The sequence below is a fragment of the Wenzhouxiangella sp. 15190 genome (assembly GCF_003417465.1).
GTDB lineage: Bacteria > Pseudomonadota > Gammaproteobacteria > Xanthomonadales > Wenzhouxiangellaceae > Wenzhouxiangella.
Genome location: NZ_QVMV01000020.1, coordinates 92,654 through 110,265, shown reverse-complemented (window position 1 = coordinate 110,265; position 17,612 = coordinate 92,654). Strand labels below are relative to the sequence as shown.

Genomic DNA, 17,612 nt, shown 5'->3' with positions numbered 1-17,612 from the left:
TTCAACGTCTGACAATATCGATAATCCGCAGCACCCCGACCAACAACAAGGAATCCACGATGGCGCATTCCACCACCTATAACGACCGCGTGGTCCGGCAGTTTGCCTGGGTCACCGTGATCTGGGGCATCGTCGGCATGCTCGTCGGCGTGATCATCGCCGCCCAGCTGATCTGGCCCGAGCTCGGCGCCGGCATCCCGTGGCTCAGCTACGGCCGCCTGCGCCCCCTGCACACCAACGCCGTGATCTTCGCCTTCGGTGGTTCAGGCCTGTTCGCCACCAGTTACTACGTGGTACAGCGAACCTGCCACGCCCGCCTGTTCTCCGACAAGCTCGCGGCCTTTACCTTCTGGGGCTGGCAGGCCGTGATCATCGGCGCCGTTGTCACGCTGCCGCTGGGCTACACCATGAGCCGCGAGTACGCCGAGCTGGTCTGGCCGCTATCGGTCCTGGTCGCGCTCGTCTGGGTCGCCTACGCCATCGTGTTCTTCGGCACTATCGTCAAGCGCCAGGTACGCCACATCTATGTCGCCAACTGGTTCTTCGGTGCCTACATCCTGACGATTGCCGTGCTGCACATCGTCAACAACCTGGCCATCCCGACCAGCTGGATGCATTCCTACCCGGTCTATTCCGGCGCCGTCGACGCCATGGTGCAGTGGTGGTACGGCCACAACGCGGTCGGCTTCTTCCTGACCGCCGGCTTTCTCGGCATGATGTATTACTTCGTGCCCAAGCAGGCCGGTCGCCCGGTCTACTCCTACCGACTGTCGATCGTGCACTTCTGGTCGCTGATCGCCATCTACATGTGGGCCGGGCCGCACCACCTGCACTACACCTCGCTGCCCGACTGGGTGCAGTCGCTGGGCATGGTGTTCTCGGTAATGCTGCTGGCGCCGAGTTGGGGCGGCATGATCAACGGCATCATGACGCTGTCGGGTGCCTGGCACAAATTGCGCACCGATCCGATCCTGCGCTTCATGATCGTCGCGCTGTCGTTCTACGGCATGTCGACCTTCGAGGGTCCGATGATGTCGATCAAGACGGTCAACGCCCTGTCGCACTACACCGACTGGACCATCGGTCACGTGCATGCCGGCGCGCTGGGATGGGTGGCGATGATCACCGTCGGATCCCTCTACGGTCTGTTCCCGCGTCTGTTCGGGGTCGAAAAGATGTACTCCACCCGGCTGATCGAGTGGCACTTCTGGGTCAGCACCATCGGCACCGTGCTCTATATCGTCGCGATGTGGATCGCGGGCGTGATGCAGGGCCTGATGTGGCGCACCTTCAACGACGACGGCACGCTCACCTACACCTTCATCGAGGTGCTGCAGCAAACCGAGCCGTACTACATCCTGCGCCTGTTCGGCGGCCTGGTGTTCCTGTCGGGCATGTTCATCATGCTCTACAACGTCTACAAGACCTGGCAGATGCGTTCAACCGATGATCTCGAAGTGCCGGTCAAAGCACCGGCCCACGCCTGATCCGATACGGAGACTGACTCATGGCAATGCATGACAAGATCGAGAAACACGCCGGCCTGATGGCCGTCCTGATCGTGGTCGCCATCAGCTTCGGCGGCCTGGTCGAGATCGTCCCGCTGATGTTCAAGGCCGCGGTCGTCGAACCGGCCGACGGCGTGGAGCCCCACGGGCCACTGGAACTGGCTGGCCGCGATGTCTACGTCTCGGAAGGCTGCTACAACTGCCACAGCCAGCAGATCCGCCCGTTCCGCTCCGAGACCGAGCGCTACGGACACTACTCGGTGGCCGGCGAGTTCGTCTACGACCGACCCTTCCAGTGGGGCTCGAAGCGCACCGGCCCGGACCTGGCCCGGGTGGGCGGACGCTACAGCGATGCCTGGCACGAACTGCATCTGATGGATCCCCGCGCGGTCGTGCCGGACTCGAACATGCCGGCCTATCCCTGGCTGGCCGAGCGCTTCGTCGATCCCGAGTCGATCCAGGCGCGGATGCGCGTGCTCAAGGGCCTGGGCCATCCCTACACCGACGAGCAGATCGAAGCCGCCGCCGAAACAGTAGCAGGGCGAACCGAACTCGAGGCGGTGATTGCCTACCTGCAGGGCCTGGGCACCCAATGGACCGGCCAGGATGCCGCACCGCCATCATCCGGCGAGTCGGCGGGAGGTGACTCATGAGCAGCGGGCTGATTACGGCTTTTGCCATGATCGCCTTCGTGGCGATCGTCATCTGGGTGTTCGTGTTCAAGCGCAAGGAAGACTTCGACGAACAGGCCAACCTGCCGCTGGACGAAGACGATCGAAGCCGGCACGACACGGAAGAAAAGGACAAGGAGAGTTCATCATGAGCGCGTTCTGGCACTGGTTCGTCGTCATCATCACGCTGGGCTTCACCGCCGCCATGGTCTGGCTGTTCATTGCTACCGGCCGCGCGAAGGTCAACAAGCAACCGGGCGGCGACGAAGGTGAAACCACCGGGCACGTCTGGGACGAAGACCTGCGCGAGTACAACAATCCCATGCCGCGCTGGTGGCTTTGGCTGTTCTATCTGTCGGTGGCCTTCGCGCTGGGCTACCTGGTGCTTTATCCGGGGCTGGGCCGCTACGACGGCACGCTGGGCTGGACGCAGGAGAAGCAGTACGAAGCCGAAATGGAGCAGGCCGACGAGGCCTTCCGGGCACAGTTTGCCGAACTGGCCGATCAGCCGATCGAGCAGCTCACCGATAACGCCGAAGCCCTCCGCGTGGGACGCAACATCTTTGCCCATAATTGCTCGACCTGCCACGGCTCCGACGCCCGTGGCGCCGAGGGCTACCCCAACCTGACCGACGACCACTGGATCTGGGGCGGGGCGCCGCAGCGCGTGCTCGAGTCAATCCAGGCCGGCCGGCAGGCGGTGATGCCACCACTGGGCGACAATCTGGGCGAGCAGGAAGTCACGCGCACGGCCGTCTACGTGCAACAGCTGGCGGGCAAGCCGGTCGACGCCAGCATGGCCGCCGCGGGCGAGAAACTCTTCCAGCAGAACTGCGCGGCCTGCCACGGTCCCGAGGGCACCGGCAACATCCACCTCGGCGCGCCCGACCTGACCGCGGGCGTCTACACTTACGGTGGCGACCTCGACAGCATCCGCGAGACCATTCGGGAAGGGCGCAACGGGGTCATGCCGGCGCAGATGGAGCTGATCGGCGAAATCCGCACGCGTCTGGTCACCGCCTACGTCCTCAACCTGAGTCAGAACGACGATGCCGAGAACTGATCGCGACATTCCACCGCGTCCCCTGGCCCAGCGCCTGGGGGCGATCCTCTGGCCCTCGTTCTTTGCCGCTGGCGTGGCGACGATGGTGTTCTTCACCATCGTCGATCCGCTGATGCTGCGCGACATGACCTTTCCTGAACTCGAAATGAGCCGCATGGCCGGCTACACAATCGGCTTCTTCCTGTTCTGGTCGGCCACGGCCGCCTCCAGCCTGTTCACCTGGCTGCTTCTGCGACCGGCCAACCGCTTCAATGGCGGGATCGGAGAATGAGCAACGGCGCCAACACCGAAGCGATCCCGCTCTACGTCAAGCAGCCCAAGGTCTACCCGCGCGAGGTCAAGGGCCGCTTTGCCCGCCTGCGCGTGATTGCCGCCTGGGTACTGCTGGGCCTTTACTACGTATTGCCCTGGATCAGCATCAACGGGCAGCAGCTCGTGCTGTTCGACCTGGTCAACCGCCAGTTCCACATCTTCGGGATCACGCTTTGGCCGCAGGACCTGATCATCCTGTCGCTGCTGCTGGCCATGGCCGCGCTCACCCTCTTCTTCTTTACCGCCCTGGCCGGCAGGCTGTGGTGCGGCTATGCCTGTCCGCAAACCGTCTGGACCGAGGTCTTTTTGTGGATGGAGCGGGTCACCGAAGGTCGCCGCAACAAGCGCATCAAACTCGACCAGGGACCCTGGAACCGGGAGAAGATCGCGCGCAAGTCGGCCAAGCAGTTCCTGTGGATCACCTTCGCGCTGTGGACCGGCTTTACCTTCGTCGGCTTCTTCGTGCCGATCCGGGAACTCGGCATGCGCCTGATCGAGTTCAACCTGGGCGGCTGGGAGACCTTCTGGCTGTTCTTCTACTCCTTCGCCACCTACGGCAACGCGGGCTACCTGCGTGAGCAGGTCTGCAAGTACATGTGCCCGTATGCGCGCTTCCAGTCGGCCATGTTCGACGACAACTCGCTGGTCATCTCCTACGACGAAGCCCGCGGCGAGCCGCGCGGCCCGCGCAAGAAGTCCGACGACCGGCACGAGCTCGGCCTGGGAGACTGCATCGACTGCATGGGCTGCGTCCAGGTCTGCCCCACCGGCATCGATATCCGCGACGGCCTGCAGATCGAGTGCATCGCCTGTGCGGCCTGCATCGACGTGTGCGACGACGTGATGGATCGCATGGGTTATCCGCGCGGTCTCATCCGCTACACCACCGAGAACGCCCTCAACGACAAGCCGACACGCATCCTGCGGCCGCGCATCTTCATCTACATCGCCGCCCTGCTGGCCCTGGCCACGCTGATCGGCCTGGTGCTCACCGGCCGCGATCCATTGCTGGTCGACGTATTGCGCGATCGCACCGCATTGCACCGGGTCACCGATCAGACCCTCGAGAACCCCTTTACGCTCAAGTTGTCCAATCGAACCGATCGCGAGCTGGCGGTGCGTATCGCCGCCGAGGGCCTGCCCGGCCTGCGTGTCATCGAGCCGACGGCGCCGGTCAGCATTTCCCCCTCGCAGGTCGCCAACCAGCCCCTGACCATCGGCCTGCCGATCGAGCGGGCCAAGGCCGGCATGCACGACATCATGATCATCACCACCGATGCCGCCGGAGAGGTGCTCAACGAAACCGAAACGCGGTTCTTCATCCCGGCCCGCGCACTGGAGTGAAGCGATGGACATGACCGAAACGACAATACGGCCCTGGTACCGCGAGTTCTGGGTGTGGTTCATACTCGCCATTCTGAGCATGGGTGTCGCATCGGGCACCGGCGTGCTGGTCATCGGCATCAAGCATGCACCCCAGATGGTTACCGGCGACTACCAGCCCCTGGGCAAGGTCTTGATCGACACCCGCGAGCACGCCGAGCGGGCCTCGAGCCTGGGGCTTAGCGCGGAGCTGGCGGTCGGCGACGATCTCGCCGAACTGACGCTTCGTGCCCACCGCATCGATGCTCTGCCCGACCAGCTGTTGCTGCGATTCCAGCATCCCACCGATGCCGGACGTGACGTCTCGGCCGTGGCCCGCCGCGTCGACGCCGGGCGCTGGCAGGCCGACCTGGGCAGTATCCAGCCCCCCGGTCGTTCCCGGGTGATCCTCAGCGACCTGGAGCAGACCTGGTGGCTGGCCGGGCGCTATGCCGGTCGAGTCGCGGGCGAAATCGGGCTCGATCCGGAGCAGCTGTGAGCCACGCAGCATCGCCGTCGTGCTGGCACTGCGGCGAACCGGTGCCCGCCGGCGTCGACCTGCAGGCGACCGTCGGCGGCGAGGCTCGGCCGATGTGCTGCCACGGCTGCCAGGCCGTGGCCACCCTGATCGACCAGGCGGGCCTGGACCGCTACTACGACTTTCGCGACGCGCTGCCCCAGCGCCCCGACGCCGCTGCCCATCCCGACGACTACAGCGCGTGGGACCGCGATGCCATCGGGCGTCATTACGCTCGAACCGACTGCGACGGGATGTCGCAGATCACCCTGGTGCTCGAGAACATCCACTGCGCCGCCTGCGCCTGGCTGATCAAGCGCTTCGTCGGTGAACTCGAGGGCATAGCGGAAATCCAGGTCGACATCGGCGACGGGCGGGCCCGGCTGCATTTCGACCCCGAGCGAGCCGCGTTGAGCGAGATCGCCACCCGGCTGGCGGCACTGGGCTATCGCCCGCACCTCGACTCGCCCCAGGCGGGCGAACAGCGAGACCGTGCGGAACGCCGCCGCCTGCTCAAGGCCATTGTCGTCGCCGGTCTCGGCATGGTCCAGGTGATGAGCTACGCCCTGGCCGGCTACATCGGCGCCTTCCAGGACATCGACCCGACCAGCGAACGCTTCTTCCAGCTCGTCAGCATGATCGTGGCCGTACCCGTCGCGTTCTACTCAGGGCGGGTCTTCTACGCGTCCGCCTGGCGGACGCTGAGACAGGGACGCATGGGCATGGACGTGCCCGTCGCCGCGGCCATGCTGCTGGCACTGACGGCCAGCATTGTCATCACCCTGCTAGACGCCGGCGAAGCGTATTTCGATTCGGTCGTCATGTTCATCTTCTTCCTGTTGCTGGGCCGCTATGCCGTGCTGGTCACGCGTCAGCGGGCCGGTTCCGTTCACTCGGCCCTGGCGCGCTCCCTGCCGGCCGCCGCCCGGCGAATGAACACCGACGGCATGCTCGAGCCGGTGGCACTGGTGGAACTCGAACCGGGCGACCGCGTGCAGGTCAGCGCCGGCGAGACGGTTCCGGCCGACGGCCGCATCGTTTCGGGCCGGGCCATGATCGACGAGTCGCTGCTCTCGGGCGAGTCCAGCCCGCGCCGGCGCGGCGAAGAAGAGTCGGTTCTGGCCGGCTCGATGCTGCGCGACGGCCAGCTGGTGATCGAAGTCGGCGAGATCGGCCAGTCGACGGTCCTGGCCGGCATCGTGCAGATGCTCGAGCAGGCCCGCGACCACAAGCCGCGCCTGGCGCAGGTCGCCGACCGCATTGCCGGGGTGTTCGTCGCCTTCGTGCTGACCGGGGCGGCCGTCACCGCGCTCGCATGGTGGCAGATCGATCCGGGCCGGATATTGCCGGTCGTCATTGCCGTGTTGGTGGTCTCCTGCCCCTGCGCCCTGGCGCTCGGCACACCGGTTGCCCTGGCCTCTGCGGGGCGCGGGTTCGCGCGTCTGGGCATTCTCACGACCGGCAGCGACGTACTCGAAAAGCTGCCGAAGATCACCCACGTGGTCCTGGACAAGACCGGCACGCTGACCCAACCGGACATGAGTGTCGCCGAAATAGCCGTCGAGGACCGCGAGCTGGGACAAGCGGCAATCCTGCGGCTCGCGGGACGCCTGGAACGCGTCAGCCGACACCCGGTGGCCAGCGCCTTCGAAGGTCACGACGACGGCGGCGAGGTCGAACAGGCCGAGGCCGTCATGGCCGCCGGCGTGCGCGGCTCGATCGACGGCAGGGACCTGGCCCTGGGCAAGCCCGCCTGGATCGCCGAACGGCTCGGTCGCGAAATCACGCCGCCCGGTCCAGGTCAATGGATCGCCCTGGCCGATGCCGACCGCCTCCTCGCCTGGCTGCGGCTCGACAGTCCCCTGCGTGAAGGCGCAAGGGAACTGGTCGAGCAGCTGAAGGCGCGCAACATCAAGGTGATGCTTGCCTCCGGCGACCGGAGCGAGAACGTTGCGCAGATGGCCTCGCGGCTGGATATCGATCATTTCGAGGGTGATCTGAAGCCCGCCGACAAGCTCGAACGGGTCCGGCAACTGCAGGCCGAAGGCGCACGGGTGGCGATGGTCGGCGACGGCATCAACGACGCCCCGGTACTGGCCGGCGCCGACGTTTCGCTCGCCCTGGCCGAAGGCGCCGATATCGCCCGCACACAGGCCGACCTGGTGATCACCGGCCGAGGCCTGGACCGGGTCAGCCACGCCTTCGAGCTGGCCCCGCGCGTGGTCGGCGTGGTCCATCAGAACCTGGCCTGGGCGTTCGCCTACAACCTCGTCGCCCTGCCCCTGGCCGCCACCGGTTTCATCCCGCCCTGGGCGGCGGCCATCGGCATGTCGATCTCCAGCCTGCTGGTCGTCGCCAACGGCCGCCGTGCCGGTAAACTGCCCCGCCAAGTCGCACCCCTGCGAGAGACCAGGCGGGAGAGTGGTCCGACGAGTCCGGTGGCCGAAGTCTGAAGCGGGTGGTCTGTGGTCTGTGGTCTGTGGTCTGAAACCGGAAACCGGAAACCGGAAACCGCTATTTTCCCTGCCCCCTGAAACCTTCACACTTAACACTTAACACTTCACACTTTCAGACCAACACTTCACACTGACCCGGATGAACATCATCTACGTCCTCATTCCCCTGTCGATCCTGCTGATGATCCTGGCCATCGGTGCGTTCTTCTGGGCGGTGCGCAACGACCAGTTCGACGACCTCGACACCCCGGCGCTGGACATCCTCGACGACGACGAGGAGTTTGCCGCGGGCAAGCGATCGAAACAGGGCGCTGAGGCAAGTCATGACACGGAAGATCAAAACCTGAAAAACGCAAAGACGCAAAGCAGCAAAGAACGCGAAGAAAAGACGAAAAACCGATGACCGCGGAATGGGAGAATTTCCATTTCGAAATGAAAACGGGTATTCCGTGTCCCTCCGTGTCTTCCGTGGTTTTATTCTTTTTAACTTTGCGTTCTTCGCTGCTTTGCGGCTTTGCGTTTTAAAGGTTTTCATCTCCAATGCGCTCGACTGACTCCGCCCCATGAACGTTGAAACGGCACTGCTGACGGGATTGCTGGCCGGCCTGTTCGGGTCGACGCATTGCCTGGGTATGTGCGGGGGGATCGTCGGCTTGCTGCACGCGCAGATTCCTTCGGGGCGCGGTGCGCTGGCCATCGGTTTTCATGTCGGCCGTATCTCGAGTTACCTGGCCATCGGGCTTGTTGCCACCGGCCTCGGCATGCTGCCAGCCGCCGCCGTGCCTGACGCCGCCCCGCAAGTCATGCGCTGGATTCTCGGCGGCATCATCGTGTTGATGGCCGTCTACATCGCATTGCCGGGACGCTTCCGCGACGTTGTCGGCCAGCTCGCCGCGCCGCTGACCAGGCGCATGATGCCCGTGTTCTCGAAGTTCCTGCCGGTACGCTCGCTCGACAACGCCATCGGCCTGGGCCTGCTCTGGGGCCTGCTGCCCTGCGGCCTGCTCTACACCGTCATCGCCACCGCCGTGATGCTGGCCGACCCGCTGGCCACAACCGTCATGATCCTGGCCTTCGGCATCGGCACCGTACCGCTGCTGCTCGGCGGCGGGCTGGTGATGCTGAAGTTCCGCTCGGCCATCAATCGTCCGGGCCTGCGCTGGCTGGCTGCTTCGTTACTGGCGCTGACGGGGCTGCTGATCGCGGCCGGCCCCTGGCTGGCGCACGCGATCGACCACCCCTGGATGCAGTTCCTGGTCGAATGCGTCAGTTAGAGACGCTCTGGAGGTGAGCCGCACGCAGAGTTGCGGAGAACCAAAAACATTGAAACCACGGAAGCACACGGAATGTGAACTCTGATTCTTATTAAATTAGTTCCTTCTTCCGTGTCATTCCGTGCTTTCCGTGGTTAATGTCTTTGATTTTTTCTTCGCAGCTCGGCGGCTCTGAGTGAGTCAAGGCAAACCGACTACGACTCCGGATACAGGTGCTGCCACCACTCCGGCTCGTCCTTGAGCCACTTGTCGTACCAGGCCAGGATGCTGTCCCACCAGACGTAGCGCTTCTCGCGGTCGAGGATCCAGTGGTCTTCGCCCGGGAACTCGACCATCTCGACTTCGCGGCCGAGCAGCTTGAGCGCGGTGAACATATTGTCGCTCTCGCCCGGCGGCACGTTGGTGTCGGAGTCGCCGTGCAACAGCAGCAGCGGCGTGGTGATCTCGTCGGCGTTGTAGACGGGACTTTGCTCGACGTAGAGTTCCCGGCTATTCCAGGGGAAACTGCCCTGGCTGGCGATACCCGAGTAGGAATAGCCCCACCAGCCTTCGCCCCAGTAGCTGGTCAGGGCGCTGATACCGGCATGCGAAATCGAGGCGGCGAACAGGTCGGTCCGGGTGGCCAGGTACATGGTCATGAAGCCGCCGTAGCTTGCTCCAATGTTGCCGATACGCTCGCCGTCGACGAAGTCGTGAGCTTCGACGAACTTCCGCGTACCCTCGATGATGTCGTCTGCGGCATACTCGCCCCAGGCATTGACGTGTTTGGCCGAGAAATCCTGGCCGTAGCCGATGGCGCCCCGAGGCTGTACGACGTAGATCACGTAGCCGTTTGCGGCCCATAGATTGAACGGGTAGCGGCCCGTGAACTGGCGGTTCACCGGCATGGTGCCGCCGTAGTAATAGACGATCAGCGGGTACTGCTGCTCCGGATCGAAATCCGGCGGCAGGTAATAGCGGCCGTCGATTTCCACATCGTCGGCATTGGTGAATGTCCAGTCCCGCACTTCTCCCAGCACGACATCGGCGTATGCCGTCTCGCGCGAGTCGACCAGCACTTCGTTGCCGCCGTCGAGGCCGACGCGATGCACGCGTTGCGGGGCGTCGGCGTCGCTGCCACGCACCACCACCGTCGGCGGCGAGGTACGCGAGGCGACGAAGGACTCCATCACCGCGACGCCGCTGTCGACGATCCTCGGACCGTCGGCATCGCGGTCGAAATGAACCAGTACGGATTCCTCGCCGCTGACGGCCGACAGCAGCAGGTTGCCGTCGGCGAGGCGCTCGATACCGCTGAAGGCGGGATCGAAATCCCGGCTGACGCTGACCGCCTCTGTGCCGTCGACGGAGAGATGATAGAGTTGCGTGTCGTAGTCGTTCGGCGTCACGTCTTCCGCGGTCGTGTCGCCGTCGCCGATTGCCAGCCCGGGACCGGCCAGCAACCAGTAGCCCTCTTCGGCGTAGCGGATATCGTTAAACCGGCGCAGGCGGGCGATCTCGCGCCGCTGGCCGTCTTCGAGGTCGAGCTCGAACACGCGGGTCAGGCCATGCGGCGGCTCGGCATAGTCGATCACGCTGTGCGAAAGCAGAACGCGGCCATCGACGACATCGTGCAGATTCACCGAGTGCTCCTCGGCGGTCAGCGCCCGGACGATGCCGCTGTCGACATCGACCTGGTAGAGCTGGCTGATGTCGCGGAAACCGGCCCAGCGATCTTCCAGGGCGCGCAGGCGACGACGCTTGTCGGTATCGGTCTCGTCCTTCTTGACCCAGCTGAACAGGATGGAACGCGAATCCGGATGCCAGCGCCAGCTGCCGATGCCTTCGTGCTCGAGCAGCAGCGCACGGGCCCGGCCGGATTCCCGGTCGTGGAGCCACAGGCTCTCGCCCGTCTCCAGGGCCAGTTTCGAGCCGTCCGGGCTCCAGGCCAGGGCCGACGGCCGCTCGGCGGTCCACTGCCGCACGATGCGGTCGGTCTGAAGGTCGCGGATCTCGAGGCGGCGGATATCGGCATCGGCCGCTTCGTCGCGGCGATCATGGGCCAGGGCCAGGTAGCGGCCGTCAGGAGAAATGGCGAGATCACTGACGGTCTCGGCATTGGTCAGGCGCTGCGCGGAAACGCGGCGTTCGGACCGGGTATGGGCGACGGCCCAATCCTGTTCGGAACGCCCCTTCCAGGCCAGGGCGGGCTCGCCTTCTTCGGCGGCGCCTTCATGCACGATCCACACCTGGTGACTGCCGTTACGCAGATCCAGGGCATGGCCTTCCTCGCCCCCATCGACTTTGTCGCCGTCGACATAGACGGCGGCATTGCGCAGATCCTCGACCTTCAGGTGACCGCGCACGAAACGATCTGTCTCAAGCTGGAACCACCACAACTGCAGCGCCCGCTCCGAATCCAGCGTGTCGGGTGAGACGGGTTGCCACTCCCAGGTCTTGCCGAAGGCGGTTACAGACTGACCGTCACGCGGTAGCGCGCCTTCGCCGACCTGCCCTACCAAGGCCCGGCGCAGGTCATCGGCATGACCCGCCTTGTCCATCATTTCGACATCGACGGGCAGCGCTCCGAGTGCGAGGACTTCGTCGATGGCGACCGGTTCGGTTGCTGTTTCTTCGGCCAGAACGAGGGAAAACGGTAGCTGGATAATGAGGGCGAACAGGCAATATCGAATCACTGCGGGCTCCGGAATCGGCTTGAATGCAGCCGAGGAATGTAACAGAAGCGGTGGCCGACGGCATCGGACCTTTTTGACGGTAGTCAATTCGATGCCGCCGTTTCGGGACTAATCTGACGCCCTAATCGAATCAACCGCTTGCGGCAGAACCACCATGTCAGAATTGATGCGTCCCAACTTCGATGCCGAGCTGATCGAAAACTACGGCGGCGAGGGGCCCCGCTATACCTCCTATCCCACGGCCGTGCAGTTCAGCGAGGACTTCGGGCCGACGGAATACGACGCCGCCATTGCCGAGAGCAACCGGCTGCCGATCCCGGCCGACCTGTCGATCTACGTGCACGTGCCGTTTTGCACCAGCCCCTGTTTCTACTGCGCCTGCAACCGGGTCATCACGCGTTCGACCACCGCTGGGCAGGAATTCCTGGTCAACCTGGAAAAGGAATTCAGGCTCGTCGCACCGCGCTTCGATCGCGACCGGCCGGTACGCCAGCTTCATCTTGGCGGCGGCACGCCGACCTTCCTGCGCACCGACCAGATCCGCCAGCTCATGGCCCTGCTGCGCACGTATTTCCATTTTGCGCCCGACGCCGAGTTGGGCCTGGAGATCGACCCGCGCACCATCGACCCGGCCGGCATCCGTGAACTCAAGAACATCGGTTTCAACCGCCTTTCCGTGGGCATCCAGGATCTCGACCCGGACGTACAGAAGGCCGTCAACCGCGTCCATGACACCGCCATGGTCGGCTCAATCATCGGTGCCGCGCGCGGCGTGGGATTCGACTCGATCAGCGTCGATCTGATCTACGGTCTGCCGATGCAGACCACCGCCGGCTTCTCGAAGACGATCGAATCGATCATCTCGATGAACCCCGACCGGATCTCGCTGTTCAACTACGCCCACCTGCCGCACCTGTTCAAGGCGCAGCGCCAGATCGACATCGAACAGATGCCCAGCCCGGCGACCAAGCTGGCCGTCTTCCGCAACACGCTCTCGCGCCTGCTCGATGCCGGGTACGAATTCATCGGCATGGATCACTTCGCGCGTCCCGACGACTCGCTGGTCAAGGCCAAAAGAGACGGGACCATGGTGCGCAACTTCCAGGGTTACGCCACCCACGGCGGCCTGGACCTGGTCAGCTTCGGTCCCAGCGCGATCAGCCAGGTCGGCGACAGCTTCGCCCAGAACCACCGCAAGCTCGAGGACTGGACGGTGTCGCTCATCGAGGGCCGGCTTCCGACCGCCCGCGGATTGACGCGTAACACCGATGACCGCATCCGCGCCGACATCATCGAACGCATCATGTGCGACGGTGAACTCGTCTATCGCGACATCGAGCGCGACTACCAACTGGTGTTCCGGCGTTATTTCGCCAATGAACTCGAGCGACTCGAACCCCTGGCCGAAGACGGCCTGATCCAGTTCACCGACGGCGGCTTCAAGGTCACGGCCAATGGCCTGCTCTTCCTGCGCGCCATCGCCAAGGTCTTCGATGCCTACCTGGCTCCGGCAAGCCAGTCGCGCGGCCGTTTTTCACGCATCGTCTAGGAGCCACGTGAGCGCAAACAGCGACCAACCCAAGCTCGCGGGAGGGGAATCATCCTGCAACGATTGCGTCCTGTTCAGCCTTTGTTTCGCCCAGGATATCGACGCCGATGCGCGCGAGCGACTCAGCGATGTCATCCAGCGGCGGCAGGGTGTGCAGCGCAGTGCCCACCTTCATCACGGCGGTCAGCCCGCCCGGCAGCTGACAGTACTGCGTTCGGGCTCGATCAAGGCTTACGAGGTTTCACGCGAGGGCGATGAACTGGTCACCGGTTTCTACCTGCCCGGCGACGTCGTCGGCCTCGACGCCTTTTCGATGGGGCACCATGCCGGTTCGGCCGTGGCGCTTGAGGAATGCCGCCTGTGCGAAATTCCCGTTGCCGACTTCCAGAAGATGCTGGGCGAAAGCCCGCGGCTCAACCAGGTGATGCTACGCCTGCTGGCCGAGGAAATGGCCGAAGCGCGCAAGCTGCTGCTGGTCGTCGGCCGGCTGGATGCACGCACTCGCGTGGCCCTGTTCCTGCTCAGCCTCTCGCGCCGTTTCGAGCGACGCCAGCTCGACCCGGATCTGTTCCGCCTGTCAATGGACCGGCGAGACATCGCCAACTACCTGGGGCTGACCATCGAAACCGTTTCGCGCACGCTCTCGGCCCTGCAGCGCGACGATGTCATTCACATCCGGGGCAAGCATGTGCGCATCCTGGACCGGGAAGCGCTGGCCGAGCAGGCCCATGTCGAGGAAGCCAGTCCATCACGGCAGGCGGTGGGCTAAGCGGCCTTCCGTATCGTCCCGGCCGAAGAGCCGGGACCCCGCGCGCTTCAATCCTGCATGGCCCGTCCAAGTGTCGGTGCCCCGTTTCGCCGGGAGGTCCCGGATAGCCGCTACGCGGCTTCCGGGACGACAGGCTTGGCGGGTCATTCGTAGTCAGGCAGACGAGTCGGGGAGACAAGCTGACTGAAAAACAGCGCATTGGCGAACAGCTTCTCCCCACCGCGCCAGTAGCCACGGAACAAGGGTTCGTCGGCGATCCGCACCACCGTTCCGCTTCCGTGCCGGCTGACACTGATGGCCGGCGTACCCGCCAGGCCTTCGCGATTCTTTTCCGACAAATACCCGGCAGCCAGGGGGTCGTCGGCATAGACACCCACTTGGGCGTAAGCGTTGTCGACGGCCTTGAGCTGGTGCCGTCCCTGGCGGAACAGCACGAGTTCGTCGTCGGCATAACCCCAGGCCAGCGGATGGCTGCGATCGATGTCGACACGCAGGGCCGTGCCGCCGATCAGTTCACGGGCATGGTCCTGCCTGTAGTCGCCGTAGGGCTTGCGTTCGAGCTCGGCGTCTTCCTCCTCACCGTTTTCTTCGACCAGGTCCCAGCCGAGGTCCAGCGACTCGGCCATTTCAGCCGCCTCACCAAAGGCCACCAGGGTGCCGCCGCCGCGGACGAAGTCGACGATCGTCGACTTGACCGAATCACTCAACGAGCCGTACCAACCCGGCGGCACGATCAGGTGCGTCCGGTCTTCGAGATCGCCGCTGCTGAGGGAAATTGCCTCGATTTGACTCACCGGCTCGGCCAGGCGCGTATCGAACCAGTGCCAGACCGCACCGGCGGCGTAAGCGCTCACGCCGTGGCCGGTCAGTACGGCCGGGCTGACCGGTTCGAGCACGGGTACCGAGGGCGAGCCGAGATCCACGCCGTCGATGGCCATACCCTGCCCGGCAGCGATAACGTCGACAGCGTGTCTCTCCGAGAGCTCGGCCAGGCGCGGGCCCACCGGATCGAGCTTATCGGGCTGAATACCTGAATGAATCACCAGGCTGCCGCGCCCGAACGACCGTTCACCGGTTTCTTCGACCGCGACGGTCAACGGCTCGGTTGTCACCTGGACCCGGTAACCGTCGCCAAGCAGGTCGGCCAGCAAGGCGTCGGCACGATACTGGTTCCAGTGCACCAGCCAGGCCAGTGCACCGGTATCGACGGTGGCCGGTTGGTGCTGCGGCACCCCGGACAGGGATTCGCCCATCTCGGGCAGCCGACGCGCGGTCGCCAGGGGCAGGTCGTGGGCCATGGCCATCGGCCAGGCCGAGACGTCGTAGAAGGTTTCGACGTCCATTTCCGTGACCGCCTCGAATACCGACTTCAGCAGCAGATACGCGCCCTGCTCGGCCGGGATGACCCAGGCCGAACCCGGCTCGAAACTCTGCTCGCCGATCGAAACCGTCTCCTCGACCGGATGAACCGTGACATCGTGGTTGAGCAGCATGCCGATCAATGCGTGGGCGCGCGCGGGGTCCCCGCCGTCGCCCAACAGCCAGCCGGCCTGACTCCAGTCGCCGGCGCGCTCACGCGCGTCATCGAAGAAATCGCGCTGATAGGCGACCAGGTCATCGGCGCGAGCGAGTGAGCCGTCCAGCGTCGAAATACTGGTGCGTACCTGGTTAGCGACGGTCTCGGCAAAGCGCTTGAGCCCGTATTCGCTTTCCTGAACGACGCCGCGGCTGGAGCTCTGCTCGAACAGGATGCCGATGCCGCCGGTCACGTCCGGGTAGGTCGAGCCCTTGCCGATGTAGAAGTCGTCGAAGGATTCGCGGGCGTAGAAGGGCTGCCCGGCAGCATCCAGCTCGCGGCCATGGAACTCCGCGATGGCGCCGGTCAATTCCTGGTTGGCCTCGGAGATGAGCGGATTGGCGCGCTCGGGAATGCCGGGCTGGAAGAAGAAGGTGCTGTCATTCCCCATCTCGTGGTGATCGGTGATCACGTGCGGCCGCCACAGATGGTAGTGGCGCAACCGATTCTGTGAAACCGGATGAACCACCGGCAGCCAGTCGCGGTTGAGGTCGAACCAATAGTAGTTGGTGCGACCGTCGGGCCAGCCCTCTTCGTGTTCACGATCGTCCGAATCGGAGGAAGGATGCTGGCCGCGATGCATGTTGACCCAGTGCGCGAAACGGTCGATGCCGTCGGGATTGATCGCCGGCTCCATGACCAGAATCATTTCGTCGAGCCAGCGCGTTACGCGCTCGTCCTGCCCGGCCGCAAGGTACCAGGCCATGACCAGTGCCGCACTGGCACCGGAGGCCTCGTTGCCGTGAACCGAGTAGCCCATCCAGACCACCGGCGGGCCCTCGCCGTTGCGGGCGGCCTCGTGGCGTCCGTCACGGATTTCGTCGATTTCATCCAGGCGCTCGGGGCGGGCGAAGGTAAGCAGAATCTGTGGACGCCCGCCGTGGCTTTGACCGATCTCCTCGAGTTTCACTCGATCGGAGGTCTCGGCCAGGCGGCGCATATAGGTCACGATCTGGTCGTGTCGCGGATGGCGCTCGCCGGGCTCGAAGCCGAGCACCTCCGCGGGCGTGGGCACGGAATCGTCGATCTCCACGTCGTCGGGCAGGCCGGGCGCGGCAGAGACCGAAAAAGGCACGAGCAACAGGAACGGAATAAGCAGCTTCTTTGTCATCAAGGATCAGAACAGTCTTCGAGTGAGGCTGGTAAGCTTAAACCACATGGAATTCGCAGACCGAGAAGGAGTTCACATGCAGCTTCAATCCCAAGATCTCAGCGACGGTGCGCCCATCGATCCGCGCTATGCCTTCGCCAAACAGGATCCTGAATCACACATGGTGCTGTCGGACAATCTCAGCCCGCACCTGGCCTGGTCCGGGGCACCGGAAGGCACGCGTTCATTCGCCGTCGTCTGCATGGACCCCGACGTTCCCTCCGAGGCAGACGATGTCAACCAGGAAGGCAAGAGCCTGCCGGCCGACATGCCGCGCGTCGACTTCTGCCACTGGGCCATGGTCGACATCCCGGCCAATGTGACGGAACTGGCCACCGGCGAGTGCTGCGACGGCATCACGCCCAAGGGCAAGCAGGACCCGCCGGGGCCCGACGGGGCGCGACAGGGCCTGAACGACTACACCAACTTCCTGGCCGGCGATGCGGACATGGCGGGCAACTACTTCGGCTACGACGGCCCCTGCCCGCCCTGGAACGACGAACGCCTGCATCACTACGTGTTCACCGTCTACGCGCTCGATACAGAAAACCTGGATTTGCCGGAAACATTCACCGGCCACGATGTGGTCGAGGCCATCGAAGGTCATGTGCTCGACCAGGCCAGTCTCACCGGTACCTATTCCCTCAATCCGGCCGTATCGGGTTAGCGTTGGAAACGAGTGCGCTCAAATGTTGAACAAACCGTGGCCAAAATGTTCATACCCTGAACA

At 64.4% G+C, this 17,612-nt stretch carries 15 protein-coding genes; 13 read left to right on the top strand and 2 right to left on the bottom strand.

Translation table 11 applies throughout. From position 1 onward, the window contains the following. Positions 1-59 precede the first annotated feature (59 nt). The 10 genes from ccoN to DZK26_RS05215 all read left to right on the top strand — a co-directional run bounded on the left by ccoN (position 60) and on the right by DZK26_RS05215 (position 9,163). Positions 60-1,487, top strand: coding sequence for a cytochrome-c oxidase, cbb3-type subunit I (ccoN, locus tag DZK26_RS05260; RefSeq protein ID WP_116898555.1), 1,428 nt, complete (start codon positions 60-62; stop codon positions 1,485-1,487). A gap of 26 nt (positions 1,488-1,513) precedes the next feature. Then, positions 1,514-2,161 carry a cytochrome-c oxidase, cbb3-type subunit II gene (gene ccoO, locus DZK26_RS05255; RefSeq protein ID WP_404976183.1) on the top strand — a complete coding sequence of 216 codons (648 nt, stop codon included), beginning with the start codon at positions 1,514-1,516 and terminating at the stop codon, positions 2,159-2,161. After that, positions 2,158-2,331: a CcoQ/FixQ family Cbb3-type cytochrome c oxidase assembly chaperone gene (locus DZK26_RS05250; protein WP_116898450.1), complete on the top strand. Its 174-nt coding sequence runs from the start codon at positions 2,158-2,160 to the stop codon at positions 2,329-2,331. Before ccoO ends, DZK26_RS05250 begins: the two co-directional genes overlap by 4 nt. Next, positions 2,328-3,242, top strand: coding sequence for a cytochrome-c oxidase, cbb3-type subunit III (ccoP, locus tag DZK26_RS05245; protein WP_116898451.1), 915 nt, complete (start codon positions 2,328-2,330; stop codon positions 3,240-3,242). Before DZK26_RS05250 ends, ccoP begins: the two co-directional genes overlap by 4 nt. After that, complete coding sequence (locus tag DZK26_RS05240) at positions 3,229-3,513, top strand: hypothetical protein (protein ID WP_116898452.1); 285 nt, start codon at positions 3,229-3,231, stop codon at positions 3,511-3,513. Before ccoP ends, DZK26_RS05240 begins: the two co-directional genes overlap by 14 nt. Beyond that, positions 3,510-4,898, top strand: a complete 1,389-nt coding sequence (gene ccoG, locus DZK26_RS05235; RefSeq protein ID WP_116898453.1) for a cytochrome c oxidase accessory protein CcoG — start codon at positions 3,510-3,512, stop codon at positions 4,896-4,898. Before DZK26_RS05240 ends, ccoG begins: the two co-directional genes overlap by 4 nt. A gap of 4 nt (positions 4,899-4,902) precedes the next feature. After that, entirely contained in the window at positions 4,903-5,415 is a 513-nt protein-coding gene (locus DZK26_RS05230; RefSeq protein WP_181918404.1) for a FixH family protein, read from the top strand. After that, positions 5,412-7,886, top strand: a complete 2,475-nt coding sequence (locus tag DZK26_RS05225) for a heavy metal translocating P-type ATPase (RefSeq protein ID WP_147306667.1) — start codon at positions 5,412-5,414, stop codon at positions 7,884-7,886. Before DZK26_RS05230 ends, DZK26_RS05225 begins: the two co-directional genes overlap by 4 nt. Before the next feature lie 142 nt (positions 7,887-8,028). Beyond that, entirely contained in the window at positions 8,029-8,292 is a 264-nt protein-coding gene (gene ccoS / locus DZK26_RS05220) for a cbb3-type cytochrome oxidase assembly protein CcoS (RefSeq protein ID WP_116898456.1), read from the top strand. A gap of 160 nt (positions 8,293-8,452) precedes the next feature. Beyond that, entirely contained in the window at positions 8,453-9,163 is a 711-nt protein-coding gene (locus DZK26_RS05215) for a sulfite exporter TauE/SafE family protein (RefSeq protein WP_116898457.1), read from the top strand. Between the two features lie 194 nt (positions 9,164-9,357). Here the strand turns inward: DZK26_RS05215 and DZK26_RS05210 are convergent, their stop codons facing one another. After that, positions 9,358-11,838 carry a prolyl oligopeptidase family serine peptidase gene (locus tag DZK26_RS05210; RefSeq protein ID WP_116898458.1) on the bottom strand — a complete coding sequence of 827 codons (2,481 nt, stop codon included), beginning with the start codon at positions 11,836-11,838 and terminating at the stop codon, positions 9,358-9,360. Positions 11,839-11,992: 154 nt separating this feature from the next. Between DZK26_RS05210 and hemN the strand changes: the two genes are divergently transcribed. Together hemN and DZK26_RS05200 are read left to right on the top strand one after the other, a co-directional pair. Then, a complete protein-coding gene (hemN, locus tag DZK26_RS05205; protein ID WP_220337174.1) occupies positions 11,993-13,387 on the top strand; it encodes an oxygen-independent coproporphyrinogen III oxidase in 1,395 nt (464 codons plus the stop codon). Between the two features lie 7 nt (positions 13,388-13,394). Next, the gene (locus tag DZK26_RS05200) at positions 13,395-14,156 is read left to right on the top strand and encodes a helix-turn-helix domain-containing protein (protein ID WP_181918405.1); all 762 of its coding nucleotides are present in this window, start codon (positions 13,395-13,397) and stop codon (positions 14,154-14,156) included. Between the two features lie 143 nt (positions 14,157-14,299). On the opposite strand, the gene DZK26_RS05195 is transcribed toward DZK26_RS05200, so the two are convergent. Further along, complete coding sequence (locus DZK26_RS05195; protein WP_116898461.1) at positions 14,300-16,843, bottom strand: M14 family zinc carboxypeptidase; 2,544 nt, start codon at positions 16,841-16,843, stop codon at positions 14,300-14,302. 76 nt (positions 16,844-16,919) lie between these two features. On the opposite strand from DZK26_RS05195, the gene DZK26_RS05190 reads away from it, so the two are divergent. Further along, positions 16,920-17,549, top strand: coding sequence for a YbhB/YbcL family Raf kinase inhibitor-like protein (locus DZK26_RS05190; protein WP_116898462.1), 630 nt, complete (start codon positions 16,920-16,922; stop codon positions 17,547-17,549). Positions 17,550-17,612 lie beyond the last annotated feature (63 nt).

What these genes read in the sequence shown, in the direction of transcription:
- ccoP (WP_116898451.1), top strand. Translation starts at nt 2,328, where the DNA reads ATGAGCGCGTTCTGGCACTGGTTCGTCGTCATCATCACGCTGGGCTTC.
- ccoG (WP_116898453.1), top strand. Translation starts at nt 3,510, where the DNA reads ATGAGCAACGGCGCCAACACCGAAGCGATCCCGCTCTACGTCAAGCAG.
- DZK26_RS05215 (WP_116898457.1), top strand. Translation starts at nt 8,453, where the DNA reads ATGAACGTTGAAACGGCACTGCTGACGGGATTGCTGGCCGGCCTGTTC.
- DZK26_RS05240 (WP_116898452.1), top strand. Translation starts at nt 3,229, where the DNA reads ATGCCGAGAACTGATCGCGACATTCCACCGCGTCCCCTGGCCCAGCGC.
- DZK26_RS05190 (WP_116898462.1), top strand. Translation starts at nt 16,920, where the DNA reads ATGCAGCTTCAATCCCAAGATCTCAGCGACGGTGCGCCCATCGATCCG.
- DZK26_RS05230 (WP_181918404.1), top strand. Translation starts at nt 4,903, where the DNA reads ATGGACATGACCGAAACGACAATACGGCCCTGGTACCGCGAGTTCTGG.
- DZK26_RS05195 (WP_116898461.1), bottom strand. Translation starts at nt 16,843, where the DNA reads ATGACAAAGAAGCTGCTTATTCCGTTCCTGTTGCTCGTGCCTTTTTCG.
- DZK26_RS05250 (WP_116898450.1), top strand. Translation starts at nt 2,158, where the DNA reads ATGAGCAGCGGGCTGATTACGGCTTTTGCCATGATCGCCTTCGTGGCG.
- ccoO (WP_404976183.1), top strand. Translation starts at nt 1,514, where the DNA reads ATGCATGACAAGATCGAGAAACACGCCGGCCTGATGGCCGTCCTGATC.
- hemN (WP_220337174.1), top strand. Translation starts at nt 11,993, where the DNA reads ATGTCAGAATTGATGCGTCCCAACTTCGATGCCGAGCTGATCGAAAAC.
- ccoN (WP_116898555.1), top strand. Translation starts at nt 60, where the DNA reads ATGGCGCATTCCACCACCTATAACGACCGCGTGGTCCGGCAGTTTGCC.
- ccoS (WP_116898456.1), top strand. Translation starts at nt 8,029, where the DNA reads ATGAACATCATCTACGTCCTCATTCCCCTGTCGATCCTGCTGATGATC.